The sequence below is a fragment of the Streptomyces tendae genome, from assembly GCF_014650435.1.
Lineage (GTDB): Bacteria > Actinomycetota > Actinomycetes > Streptomycetales > Streptomycetaceae > Streptomyces > Streptomyces tendae.
This window is the reverse complement of sequence record NZ_BMUY01000002.1, coordinates 210,060-223,672: the sequence shown is the minus strand read 5'-3', so window position 1 is coordinate 223,672 and position 13,613 is coordinate 210,060. Positions and strand designations below refer to the sequence as shown.

Here is a 13,613-nt window from a genome sequence, read left to right as displayed (position 1 = left end):
CCACCCCCAGGCACTGCAACGGTCACCTGCTACCCAGGGGACTGTTGCCGCGCCCGCCGCCCCAGCAACTCCGCCAACCCCCGCCGAGTCGCCGCCAGCACCACCCGGTCCGAGCCCCGCAGGACATACGTATCGGGCAGCTCCCACACCAACCGCGACTCCCGCGCCCCCTCCGACGGTGAGTCGGCACCCGCCGCCCGCTCACCGTCGGACACCTCGAGCGCCAGCACCCGCCACGCCCCCGCCCGGAAAGCCTCCCCGACCGTCTTCCCCTCCAGCTGCGGATGCCCCGCCACCTCCACCGCCGCGAACAGCAGCACCCGCCGCTCCACGGGGATCGCCCCGAGGATCTGGCGGCCCATCATCGCCCCGGCGAAGGACGGCGCCGCCAGGTGCGTCACGCTCCGGCTCCGGGTGAGCGCGCGCGGGTGCGCGGCACGCAGGGTGCGGTACACGGCGGTCGCGAAGTCGTCGTCGTACAGGCGCAGTACCACCCGCAGCCGCGACCGTACGGAGCGGGCGTACAGCACCGCCTCCAGGTTGGTGGTGTCCACGCTGGTCAGAGCCAGCAGCGAATGCGCGCGGTGGATCTTGGCGGCCTCCAGCACGCCCTCCTGCGTGACGTCCCCGAGCACCACCGGTACCCGCAGCCGTCGCGCCGTCGCCATGCCGCGCGCCTCGGGATCGGCCTCGACGCACACCACGGGGATGTCCATCTCCCGCAGCCGGGTCAGGACGCGCGTGCCGATCTTGCCGAGACCCAGCAGGACGACGTGCCCGCCGAGTCCGCGCGGCGGCTTGCGCAGGGTCGAGGCGCTGCGGAAGGTTCCGAGCGCCTCCAGTACGGCCGCCAGCAGGACGGGCAGCAGCAGCAGGCCGACGAAGCCGGACAGCAGCTGGAGGATCTGCCGCCCGATGTCGGCGTTGTGCGCGGGCTCGTTGATGGAGAACAGGTCGAGCAGCGTCACGTAGGTGGCGTGCAGCGGATGGTCGCCGGTGACCACCATCAGCGCCACGGCGAGAGCGACCACGCACGCCGCCAGACCGGCCAGCGACCACCGCAGCCGCCGTGAGAACAGCTCCCCGAAGGCCGGCACGCCGGCCCGCCCGGCGGGCAGCGGCGGCCCGGAGTACGACACCTGCTCCAGGGCCACGGTCCCGCGTCCGGTGGCCGCTTCCACCGCCGCCGCGTCGGGCAGCAGTTGCGGACCGTTCTCGCCACTGTCCTCCGAACCGTCCGCGCCGGCCGGGTCGTTGCTCGTCGCCGACAGCAGCGCGAGCGTGCACAGCCCCGGGTCGGCCACCTCGCCGGGCCGCGGCGGATTGCGTTCCACGGCGCGCAGCAGCAGGCCGTCCGTCTCGACGACCTTGCTGGTGCCGACGAGAGCGGTGGCCGCCAGCGCGGGCGCGGCCGTGTCGGCGTCCGACAGCACGGTCGTGGACCCGGATCCGGAGCCGGGGCCGCCGCCGGAGGCCAACGCGGCGCTCTGGTCGAGGAGTTCCTCGATGTGCTGGCCCAGACGCCGGTTGTACAGGCGCAGGACCAGCTGCAGACGCGGGTTGAGCCGTCGCGCGGTCAGGGCGGCCCGGATGTTGGTCTCGTCGTCGTCGTACACCAGCGCCAGCGCGGTGGCCCGCTCGACACCGGCGTCCGCGAGCACGTCCTCGGTCGGCTCGGTGGCCTCCAGTTCGCGGCCCGTGCCGCCCGTGGCGTCGCTGTTGCCCGTCCGGTTGACCGCCGCGTTGACCATGTCCCGCAGGGCCGCGGAGGCGGCGCGGGCCCGGCCGACCACCGGCTGGCGCACCCGGCGGCCGGAGGGCGGGACGACGAGTGTGACCTGTTCGCGGTAGACGCCGCGCAGTTCGGCGGCCAGCCGGTGGGCCAGCCCGTCGTCCCCGCACACCACCATGTGCGCGTACCCGTCGCCCGGCGGAACCTGGTTCGGAACGCTCCCCGTATGAGTCCCCATCAAGAGAAGGACAGTACAGGCACCGCCCGCGGTTCCCGGAGCGCCGGTGCCGGCCGAGGGCGGCATCAAAGACGCGTAAAGATTGCCGGAACACGGCAATGACCTGCGGACGTGCCACGTGTGAACATTCATTTCACCGAAGCTCAGCGACGGGCGGGAGGGGGACGGCACGCATGGCCTGGTTTCTCGGGCTGGGTATCACGGGGGTCGTGCTGCTCGCCCTGTCGCTGGTCTTCGACGGAGTGCTGGAAGGCGCGTTCGGGGGAGCGCTGGACGGCCTCCTGGAGGGGTGGCTGTCGCTGCCGGTCGTCGCCGGGTTCACGGCGATGACCGGCTTCGCCGGCGCCATCGCCCTCGGCACCGGCGGGACCGGCCCGGCGGGCGCCGCCGGGGTCGGCGCGGTCGCCGGAGTGGGGGCCGGCTGGCTGACGTACCGCTTCAGCCGCGCCCTGATGCGCGACCAGACGGCCGTCACGCCCCGTACCGACGACCTCCTCGGCACATCCGGCAAGGTCGTGACCGCCATCCCGGCGGACGGCTACGGCGAGGTCCTGCTCCGGCTGGCCGGCCAGCCGCTGAAGTGCGCGGCGCGCAGCGCGGTGCCGGTGGCGCGGGGCGCCGAGGTGTGGGTCGAGGCGGTGCCGACGGGAACGTCGGTCGTGGTCCGCCCGGTGGACCGCTGACCGTCCCCCGCCGGACGCCTGCTTCCCCCCCCGCTCCTGCCTCTGCCCCTACGCCTGCTCCTGCTCTCGTTGTCGTTCTTGCTCTTGTTCTTGTTCCTGTTCGTCCGTACCTCTCTGTGATTCGGGGGCGTTGCCATGAGTCCTGTAGTCATCGCGGTGCTGGGGGTCGTCGTACTCCTGGTGCTGCTCGCGCTGGTGGTGGTCAGCCGGTACAAGGTGGCCGGCCCGAGCGAGGCGTTCATCGTCACGGGACGGCGCGGCAAGAAGTCCACCGATCCGGAGACGGGCCGCGTCTTCACCGACAACAGCGGTCAGAAGGTCGTGGTCGGCGGCGGCGTGTTCGTCGTCCCCTTCGTGCAGCAGCGGTTCACCCTCGACCTCTCCTCGCGGCACATCCCGGTCGCCGTGCGCGGCGCGGTGACGCTGCGCGGGGTGAAGGCCAACCTCGAGGGCGTCGCCATCGTCAAGGTCGGCGGCACCGAGGACGCGATCCGCGCCGCCGCGCAGCGGTTCCTGATGCAGCAGGACGGCATCGTCGGCTTCACCCAGGAGGTGCTGTCCGGCGCGCTGCGCGCGATCGTCGGCCGGATGTCCGTCGAGGACGTCATCCGGGACCGTGCCGCGTTCGCCGGCCAGGTCGCCGAGGAGGCGGAGGCGAGCCTGTCCGGGCAGGGCCTGGTGCTCGACGCCTTCCAGATCCAGGACATCACCACCGAGGGCTCCTACCTGGAGGACCTCGGCCGACCCGAGGCGGCGCGGGCCAAGCAGGAGGCCGACATCGCCGAGGCGGTGGCCCGGCGGGCGGCCGAGCAGGCGCGGCTGAAGGCGGAGGAGGAGATCGCCGTCGCGCAGCGGACCCTCTACCTGAAGCAGGCCGAGATCAAGGCCGAGACCGACCAGGCCGCGGCCCGCGCCAACGCCGCGGGGCCGCTTGCCGAGGCCGCCCGCCAGCAGGACATCCTCGCCGAGCAGGAGAAGGTCGCCGAGCGGCAGGCCGCGCTGAAGGACCGCCAGCTCGACACCGAGGTCCGTAAGCCCGCCGACGCCAAGCGGTACGAGGCCGAACAGGAGGCCGAGGGCCGCCGGGTGGCGCGGGTGAAGCAGGCAGAGGCCGAGCGCGCCGCCGAGATCGCGGGCGCCCAGGCCGAGGCCGAGCGGGCCCGGCTCACCGGTGAGGGCGAGAAGCAGCGGCGCAGCGCGCTGGCCGAGGCGGAGGCCATCGAGGGCCTCAAGCAGGGTGAGGCCGAGCGTTCCCGGCGTGCGGCCATCGCCGAGGCCGTACGGCTGGAGGGTGATGCGGAGGCCGCCGCGATCGGCGCCAAGGGCGCGGCCGAGGCCGAGGCGATGGAGAAGAAGGCCGACGCCTTCGAGCGGTACGGCGACGCGGCCGTGATCCAGATGCTGGTCGAGGCGCTGCCGCAGGTGGTCGCCAAGGCGTCCGAGCCGCTGTCGGCCGTGGACAAGATGACCGTCATCTCCACGGACGGCGCGAGCCGCCTGTCCCGCACGGTCGCCGACAACGTGGCCCAGGGCATGGAACTGCTCGGCTCCACCACGGGCGTCGACCTGGCCGCCCTGCTGAAGAACCTCACGGCGAAGGGCGCCGAGGAGCCGCAGCCCGGTCCCGACCAGCGCAACGGCAAGGTCGAGATCACCGGTTGACCGGAGGAGGAGGGCAAAGGCGCCCCGGCGGGTCCGCTCAGATCTCCTGGGCGGGCCAGCCCAGCAGCCGGGCCCCGATGACCGCGGTCTGCAGCGTGTAGCGGTGCACCGGGTCGGAGGCGTCCGCCCCGGTCAGCTGGTGGATGCGGTCCAGCCGGTAGGTGAGCGCCCGCACGCTGAGCGTCAGCCGCCGGGCGGCCTCGGCCGCGGTGCAGCCGGCGTCGAAGTACACCTCCAGGGTCCGCAGCAGCGGCTCGGCACCGCCGCGGGCCTCGCGCAGCGGACCCAGCACGCTCAGCACCAGGTCGGCCATCGCCTGCCGGTCCCGGGCGAGGACCGGGTAGACCAGCATGTCGGCGGCGCGCACCACGGGCTCCTCGAGGCCCAGCCGGTCGGCGAGTTCGAGGGTGCTGAGCGCCTCCTCGTAGCTGTGCACCACGCCGCCCGCGCCGCTCTGCGGGCGTCCGATGGCGACCCTGCTGCCGTCGGTGGCGGCGTACGCCTGCTTGGCGAAGAAGGACAGGACGTCGTCCTGGTCGCCGGGCGCGATACAGATCAACTGCCCGTTCTTGGTGGTGATCAGCACCCGCCGGTCGCCGAAGCGGGAGATGAGCGCCGTCTCCACGATCCGGGTGACCGGGGCGGTGTCGTCGTACGCCTCCGGCCCCTGGGCCACCGCGACGGCGTGGGCGCGGGAGAGGACGAGTCCGAAGCGCTCGGCCCGTTCGGCGAGGCGGCCGAGATCGCTGCGCCCGTAGAGCAGGTCGTCGATGAACTCCCGCCGCGCGGCCTCCTCCTGGCGTACGGCGAGCCGCTGCGCGCGTTCGTAACCCTCCGCGAAGGCGTCCACGGCCTGGGCGACGGCGGCGAGCACGGTGCCGGTGGCGTCCGGGCCGGAGCCCGTCGAACCGCCGCCAGGCCAGGACGTGCGCGTGGCATCCAGATGCAGCCGCACGAGGCTGCGCAGACTGTGGCCCGCCTCCGCGGCCTGCTCACCGAAGAGCCGCCGCTCCTCCAGCTCGTCGCGGGTGAGCCGGCGCCCGGTGTCGGCGACTCCGGCCAGGATCTCGGCGTACCCGGTCAGGTACGTCTCCCGCTCGTCCGTCTGCTGCTTGCCTGCCTGCCGCTGGTCCGTCTGCCGTTGGTCCGTCTGCCGTTGGTCCGTCTGCCGTTGGTCCGTCTGTCGTTGGTCCGTCTGCAGGTCCGTCACCCCGCGCCTCCCCTGCCGTTCACGCCCGGTGCGCGGTGTCCGGCAACGTGAGGGTAGTCAACACTGCCGGAAACCGGCAACGCGCGGGGGAGGGTGCGGAGGCTACCCTCCGCCGCCGGTCCGTGCCTGTCCGCTCCCGCGGTGCCGCCTGCCCCCTACGGCCGCTGGTACGGCTGCTGCCCCGCCGGCCCGTACGCCTGACCGCCGGCCTCCTGCGCCTGGAGCTGCTCCGCCTGCTCCCTGGTCATCTGCTGCTCGGCGCCGCAGAACGTGCACTGGGTCGTGTACTTCGTGGAGAAGGGGAACAGCGGCACGAAGAACAGCGTGAACTTCGTGACGCGCTTCCTGAGCGTGTGCGCGGCGGGGTTGCCGCACCGGGCGCACACCAGCGTCAGTATCGCGAGCTGGTAGAGGTATCCCTTGGTGCCGAAGATGATCACGAGCTGGGTCCTTCCCGGTCGGCCCCCTGCGAACGCGCAGGACACCCCGATCCTCTCTCAGATCCCGGCCCCCGACAGGTCGTGCCTACAGGTCGCACGCCGCCCCATTTGGGTGCCGCCCCGGATGGCCACGACGGGCCCGTGCGGGCGACGCTGGAGCCCACTCCCCTTACCCGGCCGCTCCGTCCTGGTGTGATCGCGATGCCCCACCCCGCAAGGAGAGCACATGGCCCGCCCCGCTGACCGCGTCGCCCGCCCAGGGCTCCGCGTCGGGAGGAGGACCCCATGCCCGTACCCGAAGACCGCAGGCTCACCGAGATCGAGTCCCGGCTGCACCGCGAGGACCCGCAGTTCGCCAGGGCCTTCGCCGACGGCCGCCCCCGCCGCCCGCGCGAGTACCGGTACCACCGGGCCTGGCTGCTGCTCGCCGTCGCCCTGGGCGCGCTGGCCACCGGTATGTTCCTGGCCCACGGCCTGCTCATCGCCGCCGGGCTGGTCTTCGCCGGGGTCGCCGGTGAACTCTTCGACCCGCACCGGCGCGAGCGCGGCACCCGGAGCCCGCCGCGCGAGTCCTGACCCCGGCGGACGGGGCCCGGCCGCCCGCGTGGCCGCGTACGGGACTGTGTGCGGGACCGCGACTGTGGCCGCGTACGGGACTGTGCGCGGGATCGTGACCGTGGCCGCATACGGGACTGTGTATGGGGCCGCGACTGTAGCTGCGTACGGGACCGCGAATGGGGCCGCGACCGGGGCTGCCTACGGCCCGGAGCCTGCCCGATGACCCTGTCCGAGCTGTACGTGATGCTGCTGATCGGCGGCACGGTGCTGCTGGCCAGCATCGCCGCCGCCCGCGCCGCCCACCGCGTCGGGCTGCCCAGCCTGCTGCTGTTTCTGTGCGTCGGCCTCGTCGCCGGCGAGGACGGTCTCGGCCTGCGGTTCGACGACGCCCAGCTGGCCCAGGCGCTGGGCGCCGCCGCCCTCGCGCTCATCCTCGTCGAGGGCGGCCTGACCACCCGCTGGCGCGATGTACGGCGCCTGCTCGCCCCCGCCGGTGTACTCGCCACGGTGGGTGTGGCGATCTCCGTGGCGGTGACCGCGGCGGGCGCGCACTGGCTGCTGGGGATCGACTGGCGGCTGGCCCTGCTGATCGGCGCGATCGTCTCCTCCACCGACGCCGCCGCCGTCTTCGCCGTACTGCGCGCCCTGCCGCTGCCGCGGAAGGTGAGCGTGCTGGTGGAGGCCGAGTCCGGCTTCAACGACGCGCCCACCATCATCCTGGTCCTGCTCTTCTCCACCACCGCCGAACTGCCAGGACCGCTCCCCGTCGTGGGCAACCTCCTCTTCCAGCTCGTGGTCGGCGGCATCCTGGGCGTGGCCGTCGGGTGGCTGGGCGTCGCGGCGCTGCGGCACATCGCCCTGCCCGCGACCGGCCTGTACCCGCTGGCCACCGTCGGTTTCGGGGTCATCGCCTTCGCCGCGGCCGGAGCGCTGGGCGCCAGCGGCATCATCGCCGCCTACCTCTCCGGCCTTGTCCTCGGCAACGCCAAGCTGCCCCACCGCGCGGCCACCCGCTCCTTCGCCGAGGGCGTCGGCTGGCTGGCCCAGATCGGGCTGTTCGTCATGCTCGGCCTGCTCGTCGACCCGTCCGAACTGCCCGCCGCGGTCCTCCCGGCCCTGGTCGTCGGCCTGGTCCTGCTCCTGCTCGCCCGGCCCGTCTCGGTGCTGCTGTGCCTGCTGCCGTTCCGGGTGCCCTGGCGCGAGCAGGTCTTCATCTCCTGGGCCGGTCTGCGCGGCGCGGTCCCCATCGTGCTCACGACCTTCCCGGTGGTGGCCGGGGTGACCGGTGCGCGCGACGCCCTGAACATCGTGTTCGTCCTCGTCGTCCTGTTCACGCTGCTCCAGGGGCCGACGCTGCCCGCCGTCGCCCGGTGGACGAGGGTGACCCGTCCGGACGCGCTGCGCGAGATCCAGGTCGAGACCGCGCCGCTCGACCTGCTGGACGCCGACCTGCTCACCGTGTCGGTCCCGCCGGGTTCGCGGCTGCACGGCGTCTCCGTCTCCGAACTGCGGCTGCCGCACCCGACGGTCGTCACCCTGGTCGTCCGCGGCGGCACCAGCCTCGTACCCGACCGCGACACCGTGCTGCGCGCCGGCGACGAACTGCTGCTCATCACCACACCCCGGGTCCGGGAGGCGGCGGAACGCCGGCTGCGCGCCATCGGCCGCCGCGGCAGACTGGCCCGCTGGCTGGGCGAGCACGGCGCTCCGGAGTCGGAGCACGCCGGCGCGTGAGGGCGTGAGGGCGGGTGCGTGTGAGGGCCGGGGGGTGTCGTTCTCGTTCTCCTCGCCCTCAGGTCCCGGTCACTGCGTACCGCCCTCCTTGTCCGGCATGACGACGAGACTGATGAGGTGGCGCAGGCGGCCGTCGTCCGGTCTGCGCTCGGTGCGCCGGGCGACCACGGCCTCCAGCTCCTCGACGAGCGCGGTGAACTCGTCGTCGGTCAGCCAGACCGCGCCCTGCCGGTAGAGGACGCCTTCGCGGGCGGGCTCGGTGTCGTCGCGGCTGAGGTAGCGGTCGAAGTCGGCCATGAGGGCGCCGGTGAAGACGGTGAATGCCTGCCGGTGGTCGTCCTTGGTCATGGTGGCCCGGGCGTCCTCGTCGACGAGGGCCTCGTCCTGGCGGACCCGGTAGCTGCGTTCGACGGTGCCGCGGACGCGCCTCTCGTGGCTGACCTCCAGGACACCGGCCTCGGTGAGCGTGGCCATGTGCCGGTACATGGAGGCGGGCGAGACGTCGGGGAGCCGTTCGCGCAGCTGGGCGGTGGTCAGTTCACCGGCGCCGACCAGGGTCTGCAGGATGCGCATGCGGACGGGGTGGAGGAGGAGATTCGAGGTAGCCATGAGACTCATGTTCTCACATCTGATAACGTTCTCGTAGTTGAGAGCGATCGAGAGAGGCGGAGCCTTGCCCGAAACCGACCTGACGGTCACCGCGGACGACGGGACCCTGCTGGCCGGCACCCTGAGCCTTCCTACCGGCCCTGGGCCCTACCCCGCCGTCCTCCTGCTGCACGGTTCGGGCCCTCTGGACCGCGAGGGCAACACGCGCAAACTGCCGCTGAACCTGGGGCGCCCACTGGCCGACGCCCTGGCCGCGGCGGGCATCGCCACGCTGCGCTACGACCGGCGCGGCGCGGGAGACACCCCCGGCGTCTGGGAGGAGACCGGCTTCACCGACAACCGCCAGGACGCGAGCGCCGCCCTGCGTACCCTCGCCGCCCACCCGGACATACACCCCGACGCCGTCGGCGTCGTCGGCCACAGCGAAGGCGCCCTGCATGCGATGACCCTCGCCGCCCGACACGAGGTGGCGGCGGCGGTACTGCTGGCCGGGTTCGCCCGCGAGGGCGAGTCGGCCTTCCGCTGGCAGGCGGCGTCGGTCTTCGGCGGTCTACCCGCCCCGGTCCGCCTGCTGCGCCGCCCCCTGGGCGCCCTGGGCGAGCGCGTCCTGGCCCGCGTCAAGCGCACCCGCACCGACGTGGCGCGGATCGCCGGCCTCCTCCCGCTCAACGCGCGCTGGATGCGCGAGATGCTCGTCCACGACACCCGTGACGACCTGGTCGCCGTCCCGGCCGTGGTCCCCGTCCTTGCCGTCACCGGCGACAAGGACATCCAGGTCCCGCCCGCCGACCTCGACGAGATCCGACGCCTGGTGCCCGGCGGCGACACCGAGATCCACCGCGTCCCCGACCTGACCCACGTACTGCGCCGCGACCCGGACCGGCCCACGCTCCGTGCCTACCGCCGGCTGCTCCGTGAACCGGTCGACCCCGAGGTGCTCACCCTCGTCGCGACCTGGCTCCAGGTTCGCCTGCACGAGCCCTCGGGCACTCCCGCGGACGAGCGGCCCGCGACCCGCCCCTGACCCGCTTACGCGCCTTACGCACGACGCCACACGCACGTTTGACACCCCATGGCCACGGACGACCGAAGGTTTGGCATGCCCACTTCACGAAGCACGTCGCACGGCACTCCTTTCACCGCCCCTGCCCCTCCCCCTGACTCCGCCTCCGTCCCTGCCTCCGCACCCGCTCAGAACGCCGCCCCGGCGCCCGTCCGCGACTACCGCTCCGACCTGACCCTCTTCATGGTCATCGCCTTCGCCGTGAGCTGGCTCTCCTGGGGCGCGGCGATCGCGCTGGGCGGCACCGAGACGAACGAAGCCGCCAACGCCCCGTACATGCTCGGCGCCTTCGGCCCGCTGGTAGGCGCCCTCGTGCTCCGCGTCCGCCGCCGTCGACGCGGCGAACCGGTCCCCGAACACGTGGTCCCCTTCCGCCCGGCGCACCTGCTCAAGGCACTGCTCCTGCTGGTGCTGGGCTCGGCGACCGTCCTGGCCGCCGCCCTGCTCGCGAGCCGTGCGGGCGGCCCCGAGCTGAGCCTGGACGTCGCGAAGGACGCCATCGACGACTTCGGCGGGCCCGCGGCGTTCCTCGTCGGCATGCTGGTCAGTGGCCCGCTGTCCGAGGAGCCGGGCTGGCGGGGCACCGCGTACCCGAGGCTGCGTCAGAAGCTGAGCACCTTCCGGGTCTGCCTGGTCCTGGGCGTCACCTGGGCCGTGTGGCACCTCCCGCTGTTCTTCATCGACGGCACCGTCCAGCACGACCTCGGTCTCGCCACCCCGAGCGGTGTCCTGTTCGTCGCCAGCAACATCCCGATGGCCATGCTGGTCACCGCCGCCTACGAGCGCGCCGGCATCGTCGCCTCCATCGCGGTGCACTTCGCGGTCAACGCGACGATGATCCTGCTCGCCGTGGAGGAGCCGAAGGTCCAGGCCATGATCCTCGGCATCCAGACCCTCACGGTGACGGCGCTCCTCCTCACCCACCGCACGGGACGGCGGCGCTCGTAGACTCCGCGGCCACGCGGGCGGGCAACTCGGCCCGCTCGCCTGGACACGCTATGGGGAAGTCGAAGTAGGTGTCCGGGTGGGGTTCGTCCCTCAACGTGTAGTGCCACCACTCGCAGTCGTAGGAGTCGAAACCGCTGGCATCCATGATCGAGCGCAGATGCCGGCGGTTCGCCGCCTCGACCCGCGAGATTCCCGGTGCGTCATGGTGTGAGACCGCGTCCATGAGGTCGTGGCCGCCGCCCACGGCGGCGAGTTCACCGGTGGTCAGGTGGTACAGCGTCAGGTCGACGGTGCCGCCCCGGCTGTGGCCCGATCTGGCCGCCACGTATCCCCGGTCGAACATCTCGGCCCTGCCGATGTTCGGATAGTGCCGCGCCTTGGTCAGGCCGTCCTCCGGCTGTCGGGACCAGCGGAGAAAGCAGTCCACGGCCCGCTGCGGGCGGTAGCCGTCCCACAGGAGCAGCCCGAAACCGAGGGACTCGGCACCCTCCTCCGCCCGTCCCAGTGCCGCGCACAGGGCCTTCGTGCCGACGATCCGGTTCGCCAGGTAACCGTCCACCGGCTTGCCGGTGAAGTTGTCCCAGGTGGCGTACTTGGCGTCCCACCGTATTCCGGGCACCAGCTCGTCCACGAAGGCGAAATCCCCGGTCATCGGAGCTTCCCCGTCAACGCCAGCGACACCGTCCGGTCGATCACCTCGGAGAGTGGCAGCCCGGCGGCCGCCATCATCCTCGGATACCGGCTGTACGAGGTCATGCCCGGCAGGGTGTTGACCTCGTTGAGGACGACTTCACCGTTGTCCTTGAGGAACATGTCCACCCGCGCCAGCCCTGTGCATCCCAGTGCCCGGTACACGTCCTTCGCGGTCTCCTGGACGAGTGCCCGCGCCTCGGCCGGGATGTCGGCGGGCACGATCGCCGTCGAGTTCTCCGAGCCGCTTTCCGGCTCATCCTCCTGGTGGATCCGGAAGAACCCGTGGGAGAGCGCGATGCGGTCCACCTCACCCACGACCAGTTCCGTGTCGTTGCCCAGGACGGCGCAGCCGATCTCGCTGCCGACGACGGCCTCTTCGACCAGCACCTTCGTGTCGTACCGCCGAGCGGCCGCCACCGCCGCCGGCAGATCCTCCCGCCGGGACACCTTGGTCACGCCGAAGGACGACCCGGAACGGGCCGGCTTCACGAAGACGGGGTACGCCACCCGGTCGGCATCGAGGTACTCGTCCCCCGCCACGGTCCGGAATCTCGGCGTGGCGATCCCCGCGCTCCCGGCGACGACGTACGCGAGGGACTTGTCCATGCACAGGGCGGAACTCTGCACGTCGCAGCCCACGTACGGAATGCCGGATAGCTCCAGCAGACCCTGCGTCGCCCCGTCCTCGCCGAGGGTGCCGTGCAGGACGGGCAGGACGACGTCCAGGCGTATCGTCCGGTACCGCCCCTGCTCCAGCACGAGCAGCCCGTGGACGCTCCGGTCCGGCGACAGCACGGCCGGACGGCAGTCGCCGTCCTCCCAGTCCGGTCCGGGACCGTCGCAGAGCTTCCACGCGCCGTCCCTCGTGATTCCCACGAAGAAGGGCTGGTACTTCTCGGTGTCGAGGCTGCGAGCGATCTCCTGGGCCGACTTGACGGAGACGGCGTGTTCTTCGGATGAGCCTCCGAATACGATGCCGATCTTCAACTTGGCCGACTCGTCCGACTTAGCCATGCTGTTTCCTGCTTTCGAAATTCAGGCAGTTGACGATGGAGTTCTCGACCGTGTCCCGCAGGGCATGGTCGGTGTAATAGGCGGTGTGCGGGCTGATGAGCACGTTCGGCATGCTCTGCAGCCGCGGTATCAGGGTGTTTTCAATGGGTCTGTCTCTGCAGTCGGCGTAGAAGATTCCTTCCTCGCCTTCGACGACGTCCAGTGCCGCACCGCTCAACCGTCCGCTCTCCAGTGCCGAGAGCAGGGCCCCGGTTTCGATGAGCGGGCCGCGCCCCGTATTGATGACGAACGCGCCTCTTTTCATCTGCCGAATACGTCGCTCACCCAGGAGGTGATGGGTATCCGGACTCAGCGGAACGTGCAGCGTCACGATGTCGCTCGACCGCAGCAATACGTCGAGAGGTACGTAATCTGCCGTCGTCGTGGACCGGCTACCGTGCGCCAGGACACGGGAGCCAAAACCCCGCAGCCTGTCCACGACCGCCGCGCCGATACGCCCTGTTCCGATCACCCCGACGGTCAGATCGCGCAGCTCCTTGCCCCGCGCCTCGTTCAACCGGTAGTCGTGCAGGTCCGCGCGGCGGACGGTGGCCTTCGCGTTCCGCACTGCCATCAACATGAGCATCAGGGTGTAGTCGGCCACGCTGTCGGGGGAGTAGATGACGTTCTCCACCGTGATGCCGATACGTGTCGCGTATTCCACATCGATGTGATTGCAGCCGATGCTCCGGGTGGATATGTACGTCACGCCGGCTCGACGGAGCGAAAGAAGAACAGCGGGCGCGACAGGCGTCTTGTGCCCCACGCTGACGCACTGGCTTCCGGAGGCCAGCTCGGCATTGACTTCGGACACCCCGGCCTCGGTGAGCGTCGTCCTGACACCGAGACGGGGTGCCATCTCGCGGAACAGGACTGCCTCGTCCTGCCCGCAGCCGTACACAGTGATTCCCGTCGTCGGAACGGACGGGGAGATCGACGGTGCGGAGGAGGCCGGGGACACCGGGGAAAAGGTCATGCCCCCATTCAAGG

At 71.9% G+C, this 13,613-nt stretch carries 13 protein-coding genes; 6 read left to right on the top strand and 7 right to left on the bottom strand.

The features are described 5' to 3' along the window. Positions 1 to 29: 29 nt before the first annotated feature. Positions 30 to 1,910 carry an NAD-binding protein gene (locus IE258_RS05880; RefSeq protein ID WP_189741102.1) on the bottom strand — a complete coding sequence of 627 codons (1,881 nt, stop codon included), beginning with the start codon at positions 1,908 to 1,910 and terminating at the stop codon, positions 30 to 32. A gap of 233 nt (positions 1,911 to 2,143) precedes the next feature. Between IE258_RS05880 and IE258_RS05875 the strand changes: the two genes are divergently transcribed. Then, positions 2,144 to 2,653, top strand: a complete 510-nt coding sequence (locus IE258_RS05875; protein WP_189739846.1) for an NfeD C-terminal domain-containing protein — start codon at positions 2,144 to 2,146, stop codon at positions 2,651 to 2,653. A 135-nt stretch (positions 2,654 to 2,788) separates the two neighbouring features. Further along, positions 2,789 to 4,315, top strand: a complete 1,527-nt coding sequence (locus IE258_RS05870; RefSeq protein ID WP_189739843.1) for an SPFH domain-containing protein — start codon at positions 2,789 to 2,791, stop codon at positions 4,313 to 4,315. A 37-nt stretch (positions 4,316 to 4,352) separates the two neighbouring features. On the opposite strand, the gene IE258_RS05865 is transcribed toward IE258_RS05870, so the two are convergent. Both IE258_RS05865 and IE258_RS05860 read right to left on the bottom strand, forming a co-directional pair. Then, complete coding sequence (locus IE258_RS05865; protein ID WP_189741096.1) at positions 4,353 to 5,399, bottom strand: PucR family transcriptional regulator; 1,047 nt, start codon at positions 5,397 to 5,399, stop codon at positions 4,353 to 4,355. A gap of 281 nt (positions 5,400 to 5,680) precedes the next feature. After that, positions 5,681 to 5,965, bottom strand: a complete 285-nt coding sequence (locus IE258_RS05860; RefSeq protein ID WP_189739840.1) for a zinc-ribbon domain-containing protein — start codon at positions 5,963 to 5,965, stop codon at positions 5,681 to 5,683. Between the two features lie 285 nt (positions 5,966 to 6,250). On the opposite strand from IE258_RS05860, the gene IE258_RS05855 reads away from it, so the two are divergent. Continuing rightward, on the top strand, positions 6,251 to 6,541 hold the full coding sequence (locus IE258_RS05855; RefSeq protein WP_127891828.1) for a DUF3040 domain-containing protein: 291 nt from the start codon (positions 6,251 to 6,253) through the stop codon (positions 6,539 to 6,541). 201 nt (positions 6,542 to 6,742) lie between these two features. After that, positions 6,743 to 8,257 carry a potassium/proton antiporter gene (locus IE258_RS05850; protein WP_189739837.1) on the top strand — a complete coding sequence of 505 codons (1,515 nt, stop codon included), beginning with the start codon at positions 6,743 to 6,745 and terminating at the stop codon, positions 8,255 to 8,257. A gap of 69 nt (positions 8,258 to 8,326) precedes the next feature. On the opposite strand, the gene IE258_RS05845 is transcribed toward IE258_RS05850, so the two are convergent. Beyond that, positions 8,327 to 8,866, bottom strand: coding sequence for a helix-turn-helix domain-containing protein (locus tag IE258_RS05845; protein WP_189739834.1), 540 nt, complete (start codon positions 8,864 to 8,866; stop codon positions 8,327 to 8,329). 64 nt (positions 8,867 to 8,930) lie between these two features. Here IE258_RS05845 and IE258_RS05840 point away from each other — a divergent pair, with 64 nt between their 5' ends. Both IE258_RS05840 and IE258_RS05835 read left to right on the top strand, forming a co-directional pair. Continuing rightward, entirely contained in the window at positions 8,931 to 9,890 is a 960-nt protein-coding gene (locus IE258_RS05840; RefSeq protein ID WP_189739830.1) for an alpha/beta hydrolase family protein, read from the top strand. 75 nt (positions 9,891 to 9,965) lie between these two features. Continuing rightward, complete coding sequence (locus IE258_RS05835; RefSeq protein ID WP_229891951.1) at positions 9,966 to 10,877, top strand: CPBP family intramembrane glutamic endopeptidase; 912 nt, start codon at positions 9,966 to 9,968, stop codon at positions 10,875 to 10,877. On the opposite strand, the gene vanX is transcribed toward IE258_RS05835, so the two are convergent. Genes vanX through vanH form a run of 3 tightly spaced genes read right to left on the bottom strand, consistent with a single transcriptional unit; the run spans position 10,846 to position 13,599 of the window. Further along, positions 10,846 to 11,529: a D-Ala-D-Ala dipeptidase VanX gene (vanX, locus tag IE258_RS05830; RefSeq protein WP_189739826.1), complete on the bottom strand. Its 684-nt coding sequence runs from the start codon at positions 11,527 to 11,529 to the stop codon at positions 10,846 to 10,848. The two genes, IE258_RS05835 and vanX, sit on opposite strands and share 32 nt — an antisense overlap. Next, positions 11,526 to 12,584: a D-alanine--(R)-lactate ligase VanA-Sc gene (gene vanA-Sc, locus IE258_RS05825; protein ID WP_189739825.1), complete on the bottom strand. Its 1,059-nt coding sequence runs from the start codon at positions 12,582 to 12,584 to the stop codon at positions 11,526 to 11,528. The genes vanX and vanA-Sc overlap by 4 nt, the downstream gene beginning before the upstream one ends. Beyond that, entirely contained in the window at positions 12,577 to 13,599 is a 1,023-nt protein-coding gene (gene vanH / locus IE258_RS05820) for a D-lactate dehydrogenase VanH (RefSeq protein ID WP_189739820.1), read from the bottom strand. Before vanH ends, vanA-Sc begins: the two co-directional genes overlap by 8 nt. Between the last annotated feature and the right edge of the window lie 14 nt (positions 13,600 to 13,613).